Origin of the sequence: Pseudomonas gingeri (genome assembly GCF_013385425.1) — a bacterium.
GTDB classification, from domain to species: domain Bacteria; phylum Pseudomonadota; class Gammaproteobacteria; order Pseudomonadales; family Pseudomonadaceae; genus Aquipseudomonas; species Aquipseudomonas gingeri_D.
The window spans coordinates 716,892-736,265 of record NZ_JACAQA010000005.1 but is presented as its reverse complement, the minus strand read 5'-3'; the positions used below and the strand labels follow the sequence as shown (position 1 = coordinate 736,265).

The 19,374-nt window shown below is 62.1% G+C and carries 17 protein-coding genes; 7 read left to right on the top strand and 10 right to left on the bottom strand.

What is annotated here, in order from left to right; translation table 11 throughout:
• The first annotated feature begins 45 nt into the window (after nt 1-45).
• From ubiG to HX830_RS11235, 4 genes are all read left to right on the top strand, one after another.
• The gene (gene ubiG / locus HX830_RS11250) at nt 46-744 is read left to right on the top strand and encodes a bifunctional 2-polyprenyl-6-hydroxyphenol methylase/3-demethylubiquinol 3-O-methyltransferase UbiG (protein ID WP_100939083.1); all 699 of its coding nucleotides are present in this window, start codon (nt 46-48) and stop codon (nt 742-744) included.
• A gap of 3 nt (nt 745-747) precedes the next feature.
• Nucleotides 748-1,419, top strand: a complete 672-nt coding sequence (mupP, locus tag HX830_RS11245; protein ID WP_103495899.1) for an N-acetylmuramic acid 6-phosphate phosphatase MupP — start codon at nt 748-750, stop codon at nt 1,417-1,419.
• 36 nt (nt 1,420-1,455) lie between these two features.
• Nucleotides 1,456-2,196: a YciK family oxidoreductase gene (locus tag HX830_RS11240; protein WP_152737266.1), complete on the top strand. Its 741-nt coding sequence runs from the start codon at nt 1,456-1,458 to the stop codon at nt 2,194-2,196.
• 275 nt (nt 2,197-2,471) lie between these two features.
• The gene (locus tag HX830_RS11235) at nt 2,472-3,398 is read left to right on the top strand and encodes a GGDEF domain-containing protein (protein WP_177100159.1); all 927 of its coding nucleotides are present in this window, start codon (nt 2,472-2,474) and stop codon (nt 3,396-3,398) included.
• Between the two features lie 162 nt (nt 3,399-3,560).
• Here the strand turns inward: HX830_RS11235 and HX830_RS11230 are convergent, their stop codons facing one another.
• The 7 genes from HX830_RS11230 to HX830_RS11200 all read right to left on the bottom strand — a co-directional run bounded on the left by HX830_RS11230 (nt 3,561) and on the right by HX830_RS11200 (nt 11,410).
• Entirely contained in the window at nt 3,561-4,325 is a 765-nt protein-coding gene (locus tag HX830_RS11230; protein ID WP_152737565.1) for a TenA family transcriptional regulator, read from the bottom strand.
• Between the two features lie 79 nt (nt 4,326-4,404).
• A complete protein-coding gene (locus HX830_RS11225; protein WP_177100157.1) occupies nt 4,405-6,864 on the bottom strand; it encodes an EAL domain-containing protein in 2,460 nt (819 codons plus the stop codon).
• Nucleotides 6,865-7,077: 213 nt separating this feature from the next.
• A complete protein-coding gene (locus HX830_RS11220; protein ID WP_371317487.1) occupies nt 7,078-8,889 on the bottom strand; it encodes an ABC transporter ATP-binding protein in 1,812 nt (603 codons plus the stop codon).
• Nucleotides 8,882-9,484: a DsbA family protein gene (locus HX830_RS11215; protein WP_177100248.1), complete on the bottom strand. Its 603-nt coding sequence runs from the start codon at nt 9,482-9,484 to the stop codon at nt 8,882-8,884. The genes HX830_RS11220 and HX830_RS11215 overlap by 8 nt, the downstream gene beginning before the upstream one ends.
• A gap of 36 nt (nt 9,485-9,520) precedes the next feature.
• Entirely contained in the window at nt 9,521-10,459 is a 939-nt protein-coding gene (trhO, locus tag HX830_RS11210) for an oxygen-dependent tRNA uridine(34) hydroxylase TrhO (protein ID WP_152737263.1), read from the bottom strand.
• 117 nt (nt 10,460-10,576) lie between these two features.
• Nucleotides 10,577-10,873 (bottom strand): BolA family protein, encoded by a 297-nt coding sequence (locus HX830_RS11205; protein ID WP_100939074.1) that lies wholly within the window; start codon nt 10,871-10,873, stop codon nt 10,577-10,579.
• A 12-nt stretch (nt 10,874-10,885) separates the two neighbouring features.
• Nucleotides 10,886-11,410, bottom strand: coding sequence for a DUF2059 domain-containing protein (locus HX830_RS11200; RefSeq protein ID WP_103495908.1), 525 nt, complete (start codon nt 11,408-11,410; stop codon nt 10,886-10,888).
• Between the two features lie 191 nt (nt 11,411-11,601).
• Here HX830_RS11200 and HX830_RS11195 point away from each other — a divergent pair, with 191 nt between their 5' ends.
• Complete coding sequence (locus tag HX830_RS11195; protein WP_103495909.1) at nt 11,602-12,996, top strand: class II fumarate hydratase; 1,395 nt, start codon at nt 11,602-11,604, stop codon at nt 12,994-12,996.
• 9 nt (nt 12,997-13,005) lie between these two features.
• Here the strand turns inward: HX830_RS11195 and HX830_RS11190 are convergent, their stop codons facing one another.
• Nucleotides 13,006-13,965: a DMT family transporter gene (locus HX830_RS11190; protein ID WP_103495910.1), complete on the bottom strand. Its 960-nt coding sequence runs from the start codon at nt 13,963-13,965 to the stop codon at nt 13,006-13,008.
• Between the two features lie 211 nt (nt 13,966-14,176).
• On the opposite strand from HX830_RS11190, the gene HX830_RS11185 reads away from it, so the two are divergent.
• A complete protein-coding gene (locus tag HX830_RS11185; RefSeq protein WP_177100155.1) occupies nt 14,177-14,386 on the top strand; it encodes a DUF6316 family protein in 210 nt (69 codons plus the stop codon).
• 20 nt (nt 14,387-14,406) lie between these two features.
• On the opposite strand, the gene HX830_RS11180 is transcribed toward HX830_RS11185, so the two are convergent.
• Nucleotides 14,407-15,591 (bottom strand): thiolase family protein, encoded by a 1,185-nt coding sequence (locus HX830_RS11180; protein ID WP_177100153.1) that lies wholly within the window; start codon nt 15,589-15,591, stop codon nt 14,407-14,409.
• 108 nt (nt 15,592-15,699) lie between these two features.
• Entirely contained in the window at nt 15,700-17,208 is a 1,509-nt protein-coding gene (gene pap, locus HX830_RS11175) for a polyphosphate:AMP phosphotransferase (RefSeq protein ID WP_103495913.1), read from the bottom strand.
• A 140-nt stretch (nt 17,209-17,348) separates the two neighbouring features.
• Here pap and mnmC point away from each other — a divergent pair, with 140 nt between their 5' ends.
• Nucleotides 17,349-19,361, top strand: a complete 2,013-nt coding sequence (gene mnmC / locus HX830_RS11170) for a bifunctional tRNA (5-methylaminomethyl-2-thiouridine)(34)-methyltransferase MnmD/FAD-dependent 5-carboxymethylaminomethyl-2-thiouridine(34) oxidoreductase MnmC (protein ID WP_177100244.1) — start codon at nt 17,349-17,351, stop codon at nt 19,359-19,361.
• Nucleotides 19,362-19,374: the final 13 nt, after the last annotated feature.

Sequence of the window (19,374 nt, the reverse complement as noted above, 5' to 3'; positions counted from 1 at the left end):
CGGCGGGCGACATCAACCTGATTTCCAAGCTTTAGAGGATAGTCCATGAGCAACGTCGACCACGCTGAAATCGCCAAGTTCGAAGCCCTCGCCCATCGCTGGTGGGACCGCGAAAGCGAGTTCAAGCCGCTTCACGACATCAACCCGCTGCGGGTCAACTGGATCGACGAACGGGTCAAGCTGGCCGGCAAGAAGGTCCTCGACGTCGGTTGCGGCGGCGGCATTCTCAGCGAGGCCATGGCCCAGCGCGGTGCCACCGTGATGGGCATCGACATGGGTGAAGCGCCCCTGGCCGTGGCCCAGCTGCACCAGTTGGAGTCCGGTGTCAGCGTCGAGTATCGGCAGATCACCGCCGAAGCCCTGGCCGAGGAAATGCCCGAGCAGTTCGACGTGGTGACCTGCCTGGAAATGCTCGAGCACGTTCCCGACCCGTCCTCGGTGATCCGCGCCTGCTTCCGTATGGTCAAACCCGGCGGCCAGGTGTTCTTCTCCACCATCAACCGCAATCCCAAGGCCTATCTGTTCGCCATCGTCGGCGCGGAATACATCATGGGCCTGCTGCCGCGCGGCACCCATGACTTCAAGAAATTCATCCGCCCCTCCGAGCTCGGTGCCTGGAGCCGCGAAGCGGGCCTGGCGGTCAAGGACATCATCGGCCTGACCTACAACCCCCTGACCAAGCATTACAAGCTGGCGGCGGACGTCGACGTCAACTACATGATCCAGACCCTGCGCGAGGAGTAACCGATGCGTTTGAGAGCGGTTCTCTTCGACATGGACGGTACCCTGCTCGACACTGCGCCGGACTTCATTGCCATCTGCCAGGCCATGCTCGCCGAGCGCGGCCTGCCGCCAATTGCCGATCGGTCGATTCGCGACGAGATCTCCGGCGGTGCCCGTGCCATGGTCGCCGTGACCTTTATGATGGACCCCGAGTCGCCGGGCTTCGAAGACTTGCGCCAGGAGTTCCTCGAGCGCTACCTCAAGGCCTGCGCCGTCCATAGCCGCCTGTTCGACGGCATGGCCGAGCTGTTGGTCGACATCGAGAAGGCCAATCTGCTCTGGGGCGTGGTCACCAACAAGCCGCTGCGCTTCGCCGAGCCGATCATGCAACAGCTGGGGCTGGCAGAGCGCTCGGCGCTGCTGATCTGCCCGGACCATGTGACGAACAGCAAGCCCCACCCGGAGCCGCTGATCCTCGCGTGCAAGATGCTTGATCTCGACCCGGCCAGCGTCTTGTTCGTCGGTGACGACCTGCGCGATATCGAGTCCGGTCGCGACGCCGGCACCCGCACCGCCGCCGTGCGCTACGGTTACATCCACCCGGACGACAACCCTGACCACTGGGGCGCCGATGTGGTGGTCGACCATCCGCTGGAGCTGCGCAAGGTATTGGATAACGCGCTGTGCAGCTGTTGAGTCTGCCAGCTGTTTTACATTTGTAGAGGTTTAGCCATGTTCGATTACTCCGCCCGCCCGGACCTGCTCAAGGACCGCGTCATACTGGTCACCGGTGCCGGCCGCGGCATCGGCGCCGCCGCCGCCAAGACCTACGCCGCCCACGGTGCCACCGTGCTGTTGCTGGGCAAGACCGAAGCCAACCTGAGCCAGGTCTACGACGAGATCGAAGCCGCCGGCCACCCGCAACCGGCCGTGATCCCGTTCAACCTGGAAACCGCCCTGCCGCACCAGTACGACGAACTGGCGGCCATGATCGAAACCGAATTCGGCCACCTCGACGGCCTGCTGCACAACGCCTCGATCATCGGCCCGCGTACCCCGCTGGAACAGCTCTCCGGCGAAAACTTCATGCGTGTCATGCACGTCAACGTCAACGCCATGTTCATGCTGACCAGCACCTTGCTGCCTCTGCTCAAGCTGTCCCGGGACGGTTCGGTGATCTTCACCTCCAGCAGTGTCGGCCGCAAAGGCCGCGCCTATTGGGGGGCCTATGGCGTGTCCAAGTTCGCTACCGAAGGCCTGATGCAGACCCTGGCCGACGAGCTCGATACCGTGGCCCCGGTGCGCGCCAACAGCATCAACCCTGGCGCCACCCGAACCAGCATGCGCGCCCAGGCCTACCCCGGTGAAAACCCGGAAAACAACCCGACACCGCAACAGATCATGCCGGTCTACCTGTACCTGATGGGGCCCGACAGCAGCGGCGTCAACGGCCAGGCCTTCGACGCGCAGTAAACCCTCGCCCCACCGCGCCGCGTGTGCCGGAATACCGGCGCGCGGCGATCTGCCCCCCAAAAGCCATCAGTGCAAGTCAAACAATTGCCGCCCTTGCCGGCCGACGACACTTGCCCCTAAAAATCAAATCCCTGAATTCAAACGACTTTTATTCGATTGAACCGATTGGCACGACTTTCGCTCTAACTTCTTCAACACGCAGCGTAAGAGTCGTTTCCAAACCGCTCTTTCGCCCACCCTGTAAGACCGTATTCTGTGCTTAGGGGCTTGCCACTATGAAAACGCCGACCCAGACCAACGCAATTGATTTTGATCGCGCCAGATTGCAACGTCTGGGCTTTGGCCAGCTTCCCCCCGCCCAGCAACGCCCCATCAACCTGGCCCAACTGCGCCATCAACTGACCCTGCAGCTGCAGGTCAGCCTGGAGCCGGAGCGCATCCTGGACATCTTCTTCCGCGAGATCCAGCGCGTGGTGCCACTGGATGCCTTGAGCTACCTGCACCCGGCCAGCGACTTGCGCCTGGAGTTCGGCCAACGCGGCCATCACTTGATCAGCTATAGCCTCAGCCATGAAGGCGAGCAACTGGGCGAGTTGATATTTCGCCGTGGCACCCGCTTCAACGAAGAGGAACTGGGCAATCTGGAATCGGTGCTGGCGAGCCTGCTGTACCCGATGCGCAACGCCCTGCTCTACCGCGCCGCTACCCGCTGCGCACTGCGCGACCCGCTGACCGGAACCGGCAACCGCATCGCCATGGAGCAGGCCCTGCAGCGGGAATTCGAACTGGCGCGCCGCCATAGCCAGCCGATTTCGGTGCTGATGCTGGATATCGACCACTTCAAACAGATCAATGACAACCACGGCCACAGCGCCGGCGACAAGGTGCTGAAAATCGTCGCCACGTCGATCAAGGACCAACTGCGCAATGTCGACCGGGTGTTCCGCTATGGCGGCGAGGAGTTTCTGATCCTGCTGTCCAATACCCATCGCGAGGCCGCGGCATTGGTCGGTGAGCGCCTGCGTTATGCGGCGCAAGACCAGGATTACGATTTCGATGGCCAGCGGATCAACCTGACGGTGAGCCTGGGTTGCGCCACACTGTTGCCGGGGGAGTCCACCGAAAGCCTGCTGCGCCGCGCGGACAATGCCCTGTATGTGGCCAAGCGCGAAGGGCGCAACCGCCTGGCCATGGCAGGTTGAACGCGCGACACAAACCGGAAATTCAAGACTGCACGCAACCCCTGTAGGAGCCAGCTTGCTGGCGATGAGGCCTGTGAGCCTTGCATCGCCTGATCGGCCGCTATCGCCGGCAAGCCGGCTCCCACAGTGACTGCATCGAACTCAGGATCGAGGTGCCACCAGTCAACCCTCGGCGAGAGCGGCCTGGCGCTCGCGGGCGACCGGAGCCTTTTCCCCATGTTCCAACTGCATGCAACGTTCAAGGAACAGATACATGTAGTCATAGCTCTTGCAGATCGCCTGCCGCAGCTCGACCTGCAGTGCCTTGGCGGGATTATTGCCGGCCAGGGTACAGATGATTTCCAGGGCTTCCCACGGATGGGCATCATCGTACTGGGCATGCATCTTCAACCATTTCATCGCACGCTTGCGGTCTTCCTCCGGGAAAGCCGCGGCATAGACCCCCGTCGAACAGACCAGCGCCGACCACTCGCCGGTGGCCCCTTCAATGGCGTAGTTGGTCGCGGCAATCCCGACGATCAGCGCATCGGCCGAACTGGTATGCCAGCACCAATGACTCAGCGCGTGCAGCTCGGGCGCGACCTGTTGTGCCTGCAGGTCCTCGAGGGTCACGCCGTGGGCGCGGCTCCAATGCAGCCAATAGTCGGCGTGGTTCAGTTCCACGCGGATATTGCGCATCAGCCAACGCCGCGCCATGTCCTCGCCGGGATGGCGGGCAAAACGGGTCTTGGTGAGGTTCTGTGCCATGTATAACGCAAACTGTTCAACCACCGGCCAGCCGCCAATCAGATAGTGGCGCATGGTTTTCGCGCTCAACCTGTTGTCGCGCATCCGCTGGTAAAGTTCGTGTTCGACAACCCGGCGCTTGCTCTCGCTACAGTCCTGAATGAGCTGCTGCGCCCACGCGGGGTAGCTGGAGGCCTCCATAAGTGGGCCGGTTCTGCTGAAAGTGTCGATCACTGTCGGGCTCCTTCTGAGTGGTGATTTAAGCAGATCAGCAAAGGTTTCAGCGGAATGTACCAGGCGCCTTGAACAGGAGAGGCCGGGGTCGAGCGGGCCGACACAACAGGCTGTCACAGGTGAACAACTGCGGCCGCTCGACAATATAGCCTTGAGCATAGTCGACACCGATCTCGAGCAGGGCCTGCTCGATCTGCGGTGTTTCAACGAATTCTGCAATCGTTCGCTTCCCCATGACATGGCCGATGTGATTGATCACCTCGACCATGGCGCGGTTAATCGGGTCGTCCAGCATATCCTTTACGAAACTTCCATCGATCTTCAGGAAGTCTACAGGCAAATGTTTGAGATAGGCGAATGAAGACATTCCCGCGCAAAAGTCGTCCAACGAGAACCGACAGCCCAAGTTCTTGAGTTCATTGATAAATCGTATGGCGCTGCCGAGATTGGAAATGGCGCTGGTTTCAGTTATTTCGAAACAAATCATATCCGGCGGAATGCCATGCAGCTTGAACTGCTCATGCAGGAAGCCGAGGAAGCCGTCGTCGCCAATGGTGGTACCCGACAGATTGATCGCGCACATCGCCATCGCGCCCCCGCGCTTCTGGGCGATGCATTCGGCAATGACCTTGAAGACGTTCTGCACCACCCAGCGATCCAGTTGGGTCATCAGGCCATAACGCTCGGCGGCCGGGATAAAGCTGTCGGGCAGGATCATACGCCCGGCCTCGTCGTGCAAACGCAGGAGGATTTCCACATGCCCACCGGTGTGATCGGTGTGTCCCAGGGCGGCAATTTCCTGGGCATACAGGCAGAACCGGTTTTCCTCCAGGGCCATGTGCAAACGCTGGACCCAGGCCATCTCGCCGAAACGCAAGGACAACTCCGAATCGTCCGCGTGATACACCTGGACCCGGTTGCGACCCTTCTCCTTGGCCATGTAGCAGGCCATGTCCGCCGCCCGCAGCGAAGCCTCCAGGGTGGCCGGTGCCTGGGCAATGTGCACCAGGCCGATACTGACCGTGGTCACGAACGGCCGCCCTTTCCAGACGAAATGCAGGTTCTGCACGGTCTGCCGCAGGCCTTCGGCGATCTTTTCCGCGGCCTCCGACGGGCAGTTCTCCAGCAGGATGCCGAACTCGTCACCGCCCAGACGGGCCAGGGTATCGCCCTCGCGCAAGCCGGATTGCAGCAAGGCACAGATGTGCCGGAGCAATTCATCGCCGGCGGCATGACCGCAGGTGTCATTGACCAGCTTGAACTGGTCCAGGTCGAGGAACATCAAGGAGTGGCGTGCCGGTTGGCGGCTCAGGTTGTACAGCGCCTGTTCCAGGCGATACTCGAATTCACGCCGGTTGGCCAGGCCCGTCAAGGCGTCATGGGTGGCCTGCCAGGACAGGTTGGCAATGTACTGGCGCTCCTGGGTCATATCGTGCAGCACCAGCACCGTCCCACTGACTTTGCCGGCGTTGCGGATCGGCGCGCCCACCAGGGTCACCGACACGGTGCTGCCGTCCAGGCGCTGGATCAGCTTGGAATGCTCGCTGCCACCGCTCAGCCGGCCGCTGAGAATATGTTCGATCAGGGTAAAACCTTCCTCCTGGGCATTTTCGTCGAGCAGGTTGAACAGTGCCGCCAGGGGCAGGCCATGGGCCTGTCCGGCCTTCCAGTGGGTCAGGTGCTCGGCGGCCGGATTCATATAGGCGATGGCGCCTTCCACATCGGTGGTGATGACCCCGTCACCGATCGACTCAAGGGTAATCTGCGCCCGCTCTTTTTCCAGTTGCAAGGCATCGGCAAAGGCATGGCGCTGGGCCAGCAACTTGTGCGTGCGCAGCAAGGCCAGGGCGATCAGGCCCAGGGCGGTGGCCAGGTTGGTGATCAACAACAAGCGCAGAATGACCCGCGAACCTTCTCCCAGGGCATCGCTGAAGGCTTTAGCAGCCGGTGTCACGCCATCATTGATGGCAAAGATCTGGCTCTTCCAGCGCCGGATATCGTTGTTACTCTCCTGGTTGACCGAGATCGCCCGGTGCATCTGCTGGGCGACAGTGTCCAGTTGCAACAGATAACTGTCGCCCACCGCCCATTTTTCAATGGCTCGTTCCAGGTAACTGAAGTGCCGGAAGTTCAGGTATAACCAGATGATGCTGGAGGCATCGTCGGGGTGGTTGCCGCCTTGCAGTATCCCACGCCGAGCGGCCGCCAGGTCCGGGGTCGACGAATCCAGGGCGACCCGCAGGTCGTGTCCGCCCTGGGGCACGGCGATCGCTTCCTGGTATTTACGGAAGATCGTTTCGTCGCGACTATCGGCGTACAGGTTGAGGTAGTAGATGGCGTCCTTCTGGCCCTTGGACCAGAGGCTCTCGCCCGCCACATAACCGCGCACGGCGGACAGCACATACAGGCTCAGGCAGCCCAGCAGGGCCTGAAACAGGACAACAGCAATAAATGGCCAGACGATGCCCAACAGCCGTGGCGTTCCGAGAGTCCGCGTTTGCTTCATGAGATCCCTTGCATCAGCACTGCCAGATGAGCACTCGAGAGAAATCCACTTCTGATAGCACAGCCTAGGCTAATTTCCATGACACCGAAGGGATCAACCTCCCCCCTTCCAGATCACCGGAACTCATCCATCGTTCGCACACACAGAGAAAAAAGTCTTTCCTTCAGTCAATTCAACCACTAAGCACAGAAAACCCGATAAAACTCAAGCGCGTCAAATTTTTTGCAGGTGCCCGTACAACTTCGCGTAGAGGCCACCTTCGGCAATAAGCTGCTGATGGTCGCCGTCCTCGGCGATGCGCCCACCGTCGAATACCAGCACCCGATCCGCCTGTTTCACCGCAGACAGCCGGTGGGCAATGATCAGGGTCGTGCGACCGCTGAGAAACCGGCTCAGGGCCTGATGCAGGTTGTATTCGGTGGCTGCGTCGAGGGCCGAGGTCGCTTCATCGAGAATCACCACTTTGGGTTCGGCCAGGACCATCCGGGCAATCGCCAGACGCTGACGCTGACCACCGGACAAACGCACCCCGGAGCGCCCGACAATACTGTCCAGGCCTTGTGGCAACAGGTTGATCGTAGCGTCGAGCTGGGCAATTTCCAGTGCCCGCCAGCAAGCTTCATCGCTGCGCTCGCGGCCCATGGTCAGATTGGCGCGCACGGTATCGTTGAACAACGCCGGGTGCTGTAACACCACCGCGACGTTCTCGCGCACGGTGTCCAGGCCGATCTCGGCCTGGGACGCGCCGCCAAAGCGAATGGTCCCGGACTGGGGCGTGTAAAGACCCAGCAGCAGTTGCACCAGGGTGCTTTTACCGCCGCCGCTGGCGCCGACAATCGCGACTTTTTCGCCAGGGGCGATGGACAGGTCCAACTGATCGAGCACCGGTTCCTCGCCATAGGCAAAACTCAGGCCCTGTACCTCGATACCCACGGTGTCGCGCCCAATGAAAGGATCGACGCCACCGGGGTACTGCGGTTCATCGGCACGTGCCAGCAGTTCGTTGATCCGCTCGAGCGCACCGCCGGCGGCATAGAAGGCATATTGCAGGTTCAGCAACTGCTCCACCGGCCCGATCATGAACCAGAGATAACTGAACACCGCGAGCATCTGGCCGATGGACAGGTCCGAGAACAGCACCGTGAGCATCGCCGCCGCACGGAAGATATCGATGCCGAACTGGAACAGCAGCCCCGTGGCCCGGCTCGAGGCATCGCTTTTCCATTGCGACGCCACGGCGTAATCCCGTACTTCCCGGGCACGGGTCCCCAGACGGCCGAGGAAAAAGCCCTGGCGATTGCCGGCACGCACTTCCTGGATCGCGTCGAGGGTCTCGGTCAGGGCCTGGGTAAAACGCGAGGTGCTGTCGTTTTCCAGCTTCTTCAGATGCTTGACCCGCTTGCCCAACTGCACCGTGGCATAGATCACCAGCGGGTTGAACAGCAGGATCAGCAGCGCCAGCTTCCAGTGCATCCAGACCAGGATGGCCGAGGTGCCCACCAGCGTCAGCATCGCCACCAGAAAGCGGCTCAGGGTCTCGCCGACGAACTTGTCCAGGGTGTCCAGGTCGGTCACCAGGTGCGTGGTCACGGTGCCACTGCCGAGGCTTTCGTACTCGCCCAGGGAAATACGCTTCAAACGCTCGATCAACCGGGTGCGGATGCGGTAGACGATGTCCTTGGCCAGCCCGGCGAACAGCCGCGCCTGGACCACGTTGAACACCAGGGCCGCACAACGCAGGGTCAGGGTCACCAGCAGCATCAGGCCGATATAACCGACGGCGCGCTGCCAGGGATCGGGCAGCAGGTGGTTCATCACCTTGAGCGCGGCATCGCCGTGCCCCAGCAGGACCTCGTCCACCAGCAATGGCAACAGCAGGGGAATCGGCACACTGCACAAGGTCGCCAACACGGCCACCAGGTTGGCGATCCACAGCGCTTTCTTATGGTGCAGGGCCAGACGCCGGATTTCGGCCCAGCTCAAGCGGTCCACAGGGGGTTTGACGGGTTCGGGCTGTTCAAGCACTGGCCGCGCGCTCCAGCCATCGGCCGAGCAGCGGGGCAAGTTCAGCCAGCGGCTGGTAGCCATTGGTCAGCAGCGCCAACTGGCCATTACGTTCGGCCAGCAGGGTCGGGAAACCGGCAATCCCCAGGTCCTGGACCCAGGTGAAATCGGCCGCGGTGGCCGCGTGTTGCTCGGCCGTGTCGAAGGCGCCGGCAAACTCGATGCGCGGCAAACCGGCTTGCTCCGCCAGCTCCACCAGCACGCTGGCTTGGGTGACATCCCGACCCTCGACATAAAAGGCCCGCTGGATCAGCCCCACCAGCGTCCACGCACAGTCCGGCGCCAGGCTACGCGCGGTGATCACGGCGCGGCAGGCAGGCTCGGTGTCGTAGATGAAACCGTCAGGCAAGGCGCCGTCGAGCTTGAACGGTTGGCCGGTGGTCTCGGTGACCGCCTGCCAGTGCTCCATGATATAGCGCCGGGTGGTCGGCTCCAGCGCGGCGCCGCTGCCGGTGCGCAGGCCGCCCATCACCAGGTGCAGTTCGACCCCCGCCGCCTGGGCCTGCTTGACCAGTGCCTCGGCCACCGGGGCAAATCCCCAGCACCAGGAACACATCGGGTCCATCACATACAGCAGGCGCGCGGACATGGCTCAGCCCTCGGAAGATTGACGATAGTTGTAACCGATCGGGTGCGGCTGGTTGCGCGCCTTGGCCAGTTCGATCTGTTTCTGGCGGTCAATGGCGCTACGACGGGTTTTCTCGCTCAAGGTGTCCCAGCAATGCGGGCAACTGATCCCGGCCACGTAGTGCTCCGAGGCACGCTCCTCGACGCTGATCGGCGTACGACAGGCATGGCATTGATCGTAGTCGCCTTCGCTCAGGTCATGGCGCACGGTGACGCGGTTGTCGAAGACAAAGCAGTCGCCCTGCCACTTGCTCTGCTCCTGGGGTACCTCTTCGAGGTACTTGAGGATCCCGCCCTTGAGGTGATAGACCTCGTCGAACCCCTGGCTGAGCATGTAGCTGGAGGCCTTCTCGCAGCGAATGCCGCCGGTGCAGAACATTGCGACCTTCTTGTGTCTGGCCGGGTCGAAATGGGCTTTGATGTAGTCGGGGAATTCGCGAAAACTGGTGGTTTTCGGGTCGATGGCGCCTTCGAAGGTACCGATCGAAACTTCATAATCGTTGCGGGTGTCGATCAGCAACACTTCCGGGTCGGCGATCAACGCATTCCAGTTCTGTGGATCGACATAGGTGCCGACCTGCTTGTTCGGGTCCACGCCCTCGACCCCCAGGGTGACGATTTCCTTCTTCAGCTTGACCTTGGTCCGATAGAACGGCTGGTCGTCGCAATAGGATTCCTTGTGGTCGATGTCGATCATCCGCGGATCCAGCTTGAGCCAGGCGAGCAGGCCGTCGATGCCTTCGCGGCTACCGGAAACCGTACCGTTGATGCCTTCTTCGGCGATCAGCAGGGTGCCTTTGATACCGTTGTCGACCATCGCCTGCAGCAGTGGCTCGCGCAGGGCAACGTAATCTTCCAGGGTGACGAACTTATAAAGTGCCGCCACGACTATGGGTTGAGTCATGGGTGATTCTCTCCAGGTGGCTGCCCTCGCAAAGGGCGAACCGGATGCAAAAAAAACGCGCCGACAGTGCGGCGCGTTGCGGATTCTAGCAAAAAAACACCGGTCAAAAAACCAGCATCAATGCCCTCCGCCGGCGCAGACCGGCGATGCCGGGGCCACGCCGATTTTCACCCACTCTTCAGGGGTGTAGGTATGCAGGGCCAACGCATGGAATTCACTCATCAGGTCACCCAGGGCGGCATAGACCTTCTGGTGGCGCTTGACGCTGTTCAACCCGGCAAACTGTGCGCTGACCAGCACCGCCTTGAAGTGGGTCTGCAACCCACGGCTGTGCATATGGCTCTCGTCCAGGACTTGCAGGTGCTCGGGTTGCAGGGCGCCCAGTGCGGTTTCGATACGTTGCTGCATGCTCATTCCAGGCTCCGCTTACGGCTTTTTCTTGACCGCGGGTGCCGGCGCCTTGGGCGTCAGCTCGTTGGTCATGTCTTCCAGCAGCTTGTTCACCACCGGTACTGCGCTTTCCAGTTTGGCCTGGGTCATCTGGGCCGATTGCTGGGTCAGTTGCGGCATTTTTTCCAGGACTTTCTTGCCCAGTGGCGACTGGTAGAACGCGACCAGGTCCTTGAGTTCGGATTCGCTGAAGTTGTCGGTGTAGAGTTTGAGCATGTCAGGCTTGAGCTTGTTCCAGCCGATGGCCTGGTCCAGGGCGGCGTTGGCCTTGGCCTGGTAGGTGTCGAGCAACGGCTTTTTCGAGGCCGGTGCCTGGGTCTGCTCGAAGCGCTGGGCAAACATTTGCTGTACTTGCGCGTAGACCGGGGTGCCCAGCTTGTCGGCGTGGGCCAACGTCAGGAAAGCCTCGGCACTGGCGTTGTGGCTGGCGGTATCGGCGAAAACCTGGCCGCTGGCGCATACCAGAGCAACCGCGGTACAGATGGCACGAAGACGGGTCATCGAGTTTCCTTTCTAAACAGGCGAGGTAAAACCCCAAGGGCATCCATTCTGCGCCTAACAAAGTGTGTCACTCAACCCCGTGGCCAATGCTCGGGTGTCCGATGGTCGCGAAGAGAGTAAAACCTGGAAGGGAACCCACGCGTTCGATCAGGACCTAAACTGCGCTAACCCGCCATCAGGAGTGAAACCGAATGAGTCGCATCGAAACCGACAGCCTTGGCCAGGTAAACGTACCGGAAGAGGCCTACTGGGGCGCCCAGACCCAGCGTTCGCTGATCAACTTCGCCATCGGCACGGAAAAAATGCCCCTGGCGGTCATGCACGCCCTGGCGTTGATCAAGAAGGCCGCGGCCCGGGTCAACAACCGCAATGGCGACCTGCCCGCCGATATCGCCCGGCTGATCGAGCAGGCCGCCGACGAAGTGCTCGCCGGCGAACATGACGACCAGTTCCCGCTGGCGGTCTGGCAGACCGGCAGCGGCACCCAGAGCAATATGAACGCCAACGAAGTGATTGCCGGGCGGGCCAATGAACTGGCCGGCAAGGGCCGTGGCGGCAAATCGCCAGTACACCCCAACGATCACGTCAACCGCTCCCAGAGCTCCAACGACTGTTTTCCCACCGCCATGCACATCGCCGCCGTCCAGGCGGTGTACCAGCAGTTGCTGCCGGCGATGGCCGAACTGTCCGGCGGGCTGGCGGAACTGGCGGCACGCCATATGAAGCTGGTGAAGACCGGGCGCACCCATATGATGGATGCCACGCCGATCACCTTCGGCCAGGAGGTCTCGGCCTATATCGCGCAACTGAACTACGCCGAGCGGGCGATTCGCGCGGCCTTGCCGGCGGTCTGCGAACTGGCCCAGGGCGGCACCGCCGTCGGCACCGGGCTGAATGCGCCCCATGGTTTTGCCGAGGCGGTTGCCGCCGAACTCGCGGCGTTGTCCGGCTTGCCGTTTATCAGCGCGCCGAACAAATTCGCCGCCCTGGCCGGCCATGAGCCCCTGACCACCCTCTCCGGCGCCCTGAAAACCCTCGCCGTGGCCCTGATGAAAATCGCCAACGACCTGCGCCTGCTGGGTTCCGGGCCGCGTGCCGGATTTGCCGAGGTGAAGTTGCCGGCCAACGAACCGGGCAGTTCGATCATGCCCGGCAAGGTCAACCCGACCCAGTGCGAGGCGCTATCGATGCTGGCCTGCCAGGTCATGGGCAATGACGTGACGATCGGCTTTGCCGCCAGCCAGGGTCACTTGCAGTTGAATGTGTTCAAGCCGGTGATCATCCATAACCTGCTGCAGTCGATCCGACTGCTCGGCGATGGTTGCAGCAACTTCCAGCAGCATTGCATCGCCGGGCTGGAACCCGACCCGGTGCAGATGGCCGCGCACCTGGAGCGTGGCCTGATGCTGGTGACGGCGCTGAATCCGCATATCGGCTACGACAAGTCGGCCCAGATCGCCAAGAAGGCCTACAGCGAAAACCTCACCTTGCGTGAAGCGGCGCTGGCCCTCGGCTACCTGACCGACGCCGAGTTCGACGCCTGGGTCCGGCCGGAAAACATGCTTGAATCCGGCAAGAACGGCTGACGTCGAGCGTTAATTTGCCATCAAACGCACCCGCCGGGCCTTGAGCCCGGCCATCAGCGACGGCCCCAACGCCACCAGCGCCGAGCCCAGCACCACCAGCAACGCGCCGCCATACCCCAGGCCATTGATATCTTCGGGCTGTACGAAGCCGGGCCACAGCCAGGCCGCCAGGGCCACCGCGGCAAAGGTCACCAGCGGCGTGATCGCCAGGGTCGCACTGACCCGCGAGGCTTCCCAGTGCGCCAGGGCCTCGGCAAAGGCACCGTAGGCCACCAGGGTATTGAGGCAACAACCGAGCAACAACCAGCCTTGCAACGGACTCAGTTGCAGGACTTCGCTCGGGTGCACCCAGGGCGTGAGCAACAAGGCACAAAACAGGTAGATCACCATCATCACCTGCAACGAATTCCATACCGTCAGCAATTGCTTCTGGCTCAAGGCATAGAAGGTCCAGACCGTGGACGCCAGCAACACCATCAATACCCCGGCGGTGTAAGTCCCCAGGGAGGTCAGCAACTCTTCCAGGCGCTGATTGAAAAACAGCCCGAAGCCGAACAGCAGCACCAGCAAGCCGAGCCCCTGCCCCAGGCTGAAGCGCTCCTTGAACACGAACAGGCTGGCGATCAGCAGGAAAATCGGCCCCATCTGCACCACCAACTGCGCGGTGCCCGGACTGAGGCGGTTCAAGCCCATGAGGTAAAGCACGTAGTTGCCCACCAGGCCGAGCACCGCCATCAGCACCAGCCAGCCGCCTCGTGGCCCGAGGACATGCCGGCTCGGCAACCGCCGGGTCGCCGCCAGGTACACGAACAGAAAGCCCCCCGACACAATCAACCGGCACCAGGTCACGGTCACCGGGTCCATCACCTGCAATACCTGCTTGAGCTTGATCGGCAAAATGCCCCAGAGCACGGCGGTCAACAGCGCCAGGAACAGGCCATAGCCCCAGCGACCGGATGAGATATGCATGAAGAGTCCTGCGGACGTGTGGGGGAAGTCGCCATTCTAGGCCTTGCCAGGTCGGCAACACAGCCGGGGAAGACAGCCCGATACGACCTTGAGCATGCCAGAAACGCCGCCAATAAACTGGCCATGACCATTGATCGGAGGATCAGGTGAGCTATCTTCATAAGTTTTATGCTAGATTTCTGACAGCTACGCTCACCAGCGAGATTTCGCCATGTTCGGCAAACGCGCACAAGACAACACCGAGGCCACACATTTTCGCAGTGGCCGAGTGACGACCATCAACGGATTGTTTTTTTTCAGCACTCGGGAAAACACACTGGAAGGGCCGTTCTTTACTCGCACCGATGCCGAGCGCGAAACCCAGCTGTATGTAAAACGCATGCAGCGGGCCAATGCCATCCAGGCCAGCCAGACCCTGTAGCAACGGGGTCTGGTCCAGGTTCAGAGCAACGCTTCGAACAGCCCCGTCGCCCCCATCCCACCGCCCACGCACATGGTGACGATGCCATAACGCAACTTGCGTCGTTGCAGCTCACGCACCAGGTGCCCGACCTGGCGCGAGCCGGTCATGCCGAAGGGATGGCCGATGGAAATCGAACCGCCGTTGACGTTGTACTTGTCGTTGTCGATACCCAACCGATCACGGCTGTACAGGCACTGCGAGGCGAACGCTTCGTTCAACTCCCACAGATCGATATCCGCCACGCTCAGGCCCCTGGCCTTGAGCAGCCGCGGCACCGAGAACACCGGGCCGATGCCCATTTCGTCCGGTTCACAACCGGCCACGGCAAAACCACGGAACAAGGCCTTGGGCGTCAGCCCCAGTTCCAGGGCTTTTTCCAGGCTCATCACCAGGGTCATCGAAGCGCCGTCGGACAGTTGTGACGAGTTGCCCGCGGTCACCGAACCGTCTTCGGCAAACACCGGCTTCAAACCGGCCAGGCTTTGCAATGTGGTGTCCGGGCGATTGCAGTCATCACGCTCCACCACGCCTTGCAGATACTGGATCTGCCCGCTGGCCTTGTCTTCAACCGCATAGGTTACGGCCATGGGCACGATTTCATCGTCGAACAAACCGGCGGCCTGGGCGGCGGCCGTGCGCTGCTGGCTTTGCAACGCATACTGATCCTGCTGCTCACGACTGACACCATAGCGTCGGGCGACGATCTCGGCGGTCTGGCCCATGGGGAAATAGATCCCCGGCACCTGCTCCTTGAGCAGCGGGTTGATCAGGTTGTCGGTGTTGACGCTTTTCATCGTCAGGCTGATGGACTCGACGCCACCGGCAACGATGATCTCACTGCAACCGGATGCGATCTGGTTGGCGGCAATGGCAATCGCCTGCAACCCCGAGGAGCAGAAGCGATTGAGGGTCATGCCGGCGGTGCCGGTGCCCAGCTTCGACAACACCGCGACATTACGCCCGATGTTGTAGCCCTGGGCCCCCTCGTTGGAGCCGGCGCCGACGATGCAATCCTCGACGCTGGCCGGGTCTATGCCGTTGCGGCTGAGCAAGGCGTTGACGCAATGGGCCGCCATGTCATCCGGCCGGGTCTGGTTGAATTTGCCGCGAAAGGACTTGGCCAGGCCAGTCCGCACGCTGTCGACGATCACCACTTCACGCATGACCCACCTCGTTGATTGTTGTTGTCGGTTGGAAGGATCGAGCGAGCATAAGCCCACCCGATTCCCGACCGCGACAATCATTCATCCGGCGTATGCGCGGCCATCGTCCTACTTCGACTTACCCTTCTTCCCATATGCTTCGAAGGCGTCCTCGATGGCCCGGTTGATCGTGCGCAGCACCTTGACCCGGGCCCAGCGCTTGTCATTGGCTTCCACCAGCGTCCAGGGCGACACTTCGGTGCTGGTACGGTCGACCATATCGCCGATGGCATCGCGGTACAGCTCCCATTTCTCGCGGTTGCGCCAATCGTCTTCGGTGATCTTGAAGCGCTTGAACGGAATTTCTTCGCGAGCCTGGAAACGCTCCAATTGGGTTTGTTTATCGATGGCCAGCCAGAACTTCACCACGATCACTCCGGCCTCGCTCAGTTGCTCCTCGAAATCGTTGATTTCACTGTAGGCACGCATCCAGTCGGCCTGGCTGCAGAAGCCTTCAATCCGTTCTACCAATACACGGCCATACCAGGAACGGTCGAACACGGTGAACTTGCCACGCGGCGGGATATGCCGCCAGAACCGCCAGAGGTACGGCTGGGCACGTTCGTCCTCGGTCGGCGCGGCGATGGGGACGATACGGTACTGCCGTGGATCGAGCGCCGCGGCGACCCGGCGGATCGCTCCGCCCTTGCCCGCCGCATCATTGCCTTCGAACACCGCCACCAGCGCGTGCCGACGCATGCGCTTGTCCCGCAGCAGACCGGCCAGCCGCGCCTGTTCGGTAATCAGTTGTTCTTCATAGTCGTCCTTGTCCAGGTGCTGACTCAGGTCAAGGCTGTCCAGCAGACTGAGTTCGTCCACCCCCGACTGCAGCGGTGCGGCATTGGTCGGGCGCGGCTTGGCGTCCTTGGTCTTGAGCGCCGTCTGCAAGCCTTCGAGCAGGATCTTGCCCACGGTCAGGCTGCGGTAATGCGGATCGACACCTTCGATCACATGCCAGGGTGCATAGTCGTTGCTGGTACGACGCAGCACCCGCTCACCGAAATGCACGAACTTGTCGTAAGTCTCCGACTGCTGCCAATCCAGCGGGCTGATGCGCCAGCTGTGCAGGGGATCATCCTGGAGAGATTTGAGGCGGGCCTTCATCTGTTTCTTGGACAGGTGGAACCAGAACTTGAAGATCAGCGCACCTTCGTCGCAGAGCATGCGCTCCAGGCGCTCGGCGCCATTGATCGCCTGGTCCAGCACCGCGTCCTTGAAATGGCCGTGCACCCTTCCCTGCAACATCTGGCTGTACCAGTTGCCGAAGAACACCCCCATGCGCCCCTTGGCCGGCAACTGCCGCCAATAGCGCCAGGCCGGTGGCCGGGCCAGTTCTTCATCGGTCTGCTGGTCGAAGGTGCGGACCTCGATCAGACGCGGGTCCATCCATTCGTTGAGCAACTTGACCGTCTCGCCCTTGCCCGCCCCTTCAATGCCATTGATCAGCACAATGACCGGAAAGCGCTTTTGCTGCTGGAGTTCGAACTGCGCCTCCAGCAAGGCTTCACGCAGGGCCGGGACTTCGGCGTCGTAGGTTTCTTTGTCGATGGCGTGACCGATTTCGGCGGATTCAAACATGGGCGACTCCCTTCCAAGATAGAGCAAGACTAACGGATCGGACCACGCTGTGTGGCGGGAAATCCCCAGGCCTTGCCATGGATCAATCCAGCGCCCGGCAATGGGCTAGAATAGCCGCCTTGTTGCCGTCGAGTGCCCCCATGACCCGCGTATCGCCCACTCCTCCCAGCCACGCCCAGATCGACTGGGATGATCAAGGTCGCCCGCACTCTAGGGTCTTCGACGACGTCTATTTCTCCGACCAGTCGGGCCTGGACGAAACCCGCTACGTCTTTATCGAGCAAAATCGTCTGAAAGAGCGTTTCGAGGCCCTCGGGCCGAACGAGCGGCTGGTGATCGGCGAAACCGGCTTCGGCACCGGACTGAATTTCCTCTGCGCCTGGCAGTTGTTCGAAACCTGTGCGGTAGCGGGCGCCCGACTGCATTTCGTCAGCGTGGAAAAGTACCCACTGAGCCGCGCCGACCTGCAACGCGCCCTCAGCCTCTGGCCCGAACTGGCGACGTTCAGCGCGCAATTGCTCGGGCAGTATGTCGCCATTCACCAGGGCTTCCAGCGCCTGCTGCTGGACAATGGCCGGGTGACCCTGACACTGCTGGTCGGCGATGCCCTGGAACAGTTGCCGCAACTGGATGCCCGGATCGACGCCTGGTTCCTCGATGGCTTTGCCCCGGCGAAAAATCCCGAGATGTGGACACCCGAACTGTTCGCCGAACTGGCGCGACTGGCGGCCCCCGGCGCGACCCTGAGCACCTTCACCAGCACCGGCTGGGTCCGTCGCTCGTTGAATGCCGCGGGCTTCAAGATGCGCCGCACGCCGGGCATCGGCCATAAATGGGAAATCCTGCGGGGCGAATTTATCGGCTGGCCCGAAGACACCGCCGAACCGCCGCAGGCCAAGCCCTGGTTCTCCCGCCCACGACCGCCCGGCGGCGAACGCCGGGCCCTGGTGATCGGCGGCGGCCTGGCCGGTTGTGCCAGCGCGGCGAGCCTCGCCGCCCGTGGCTGGCAGGTCTGCCTGCTGGAGCGCCACGATGCCCTGGCCCGGGAAGCCTCGGGCAACCCGCAAGGCGTCCTCTACCTCAAGCTGTCGGCCCATGGCACCGCGCTGTCGCAACTGATCCTCAGCGGTTTCGGGCATACCCGGCGCTTGCTCGAGCAGTTGCACAAAGGCCTCGACTGGGACGACTGCGGCGTCTTGCAACTGGCCTTCGATGAGAAAGAGGCCGAGCGCCAGGCCCAATTGGCCAAGGCCTTCAGCCCCGAGTTGCTGCAGGTCCTCGATCAAGCCCAGGCCCAGGCCCGTGCCGGCGTGGCCCTCGAGCACGGCGGACTGTTCTTCCCGGAGGGCGGCTGGGTCCATCCGCCGGCCTTGTGCCAGTGGCAGGCTCATCACCCGAATATTGAAATACGCCCCCATAGCGACGCCGTCGAACTGCGCAAGGTCGACAACCAATGGCAGGCGTGGGACGCCGACACCCTGCTGGACAGCGCCCCGGTGGTGATACTTGCCGGCGCCGCCGAAGTGAAACGCTTCACCGCCAGCGCCGCGTTGCCGCTCAAGCGCATTCGCGGGCAGATCACCCGCCTGGCGCAGACCGCCGGCAGCGCCGCCTTGCACACCGTGGTCTGCGCCGAAGGTTATGTCGCCCCGGCACGCCTCGGTGAACATACCCTCGGGGCCAGCTTCGATTTCAAGAGCGAAGACCTGACTCCCACCACGGCGGAGCATATCGGCAACCTGGCATTGCTACAGGACATCTCGCCCGACCTGGCCCTGCGCTTGAACGCCGCGGGCTTGGCTCCAGAACAACTGCAAGGCCGGGCCGCCTTTCGCTGCACCAGCGCCGATTACCTGCCGATCGTCGGGCCGCTGGCGGACCCGCAAGCGTTCGCCGAGGCCTACGGCATCCTGGCCCGGGATGCCCGGCAGGTGCCACAGGTCCCCTGCCCCTGGCTCGAGGGCCTGTATATCAACAGCGGCCACGGCTCCCGTGGCCTGATCAGCGCACCGCTTTCGGGTGAGCTGCTGGCGGCGTGGCTGGAGAACGAACCGTTGCCGCTGCCCCGCAGCATTGCCGAGGCCTGTCATCCGAATCGTTTCGCCTTGCGCGCCCTGATTCGCGGCACGGTCAAGCCTCGGACGAACGCCTGAACCGGCGCCCCGA

Coding starts and splice junctions, on each gene's coding strand:
- HX830_RS11180 (WP_177100153.1), bottom strand. CDS start 15,591: ATGCGTGAAGTGGTGATCGTCGACAGCGTGCGGACTGGCCTGGCCAAG.
- pap (WP_103495913.1), bottom strand. CDS start 17,208: ATGTTTGAATCCGCCGAAATCGGTCACGCCATCGACAAAGAAACCTAC.
- trhO (WP_152737263.1), bottom strand. CDS start 10,459: ATGACTCAACCCATAGTCGTGGCGGCACTTTATAAGTTCGTCACCCTG.
- HX830_RS11240 (WP_152737266.1), top strand. CDS start 1,456: ATGTTCGATTACTCCGCCCGCCCGGACCTGCTCAAGGACCGCGTCATA.
- mnmC (WP_177100244.1), top strand. CDS start 17,349: ATGACCCGCGTATCGCCCACTCCTCCCAGCCACGCCCAGATCGACTGG.
- HX830_RS11225 (WP_177100157.1), bottom strand. CDS start 6,864: ATGAAGCAAACGCGGACTCTCGGAACGCCACGGCTGTTGGGCATCGTC.
- mupP (WP_103495899.1), top strand. CDS start 748: ATGCGTTTGAGAGCGGTTCTCTTCGACATGGACGGTACCCTGCTCGAC.
- HX830_RS11190 (WP_103495910.1), bottom strand. CDS start 13,965: ATGCATATCTCATCCGGTCGCTGGGGCTATGGCCTGTTCCTGGCGCTG.
- ubiG (WP_100939083.1), top strand. CDS start 46: ATGAGCAACGTCGACCACGCTGAAATCGCCAAGTTCGAAGCCCTCGCC.
- HX830_RS11205 (WP_100939074.1), bottom strand. CDS start 10,873: ATGAGCATGCAGCAACGTATCGAAACCGCACTGGGCGCCCTGCAACCC.
- HX830_RS11215 (WP_177100248.1), bottom strand. CDS start 9,484: ATGTGTTCCTGGTGCTGGGGATTTGCCCCGGTGGCCGAGGCACTGGTC.
- HX830_RS11185 (WP_177100155.1), top strand. CDS start 14,177: ATGTTCGGCAAACGCGCACAAGACAACACCGAGGCCACACATTTTCGC.
- HX830_RS11200 (WP_103495908.1), bottom strand. CDS start 11,410: ATGACCCGTCTTCGTGCCATCTGTACCGCGGTTGCTCTGGTATGCGCC.
- HX830_RS11195 (WP_103495909.1), top strand. CDS start 11,602: ATGAGTCGCATCGAAACCGACAGCCTTGGCCAGGTAAACGTACCGGAA.
- HX830_RS11235 (WP_177100159.1), top strand. CDS start 2,472: ATGAAAACGCCGACCCAGACCAACGCAATTGATTTTGATCGCGCCAGA.
- HX830_RS11230 (WP_152737565.1), bottom strand. CDS start 4,325: ATGGAGGCCTCCAGCTACCCCGCGTGGGCGCAGCAGCTCATTCAGGAC.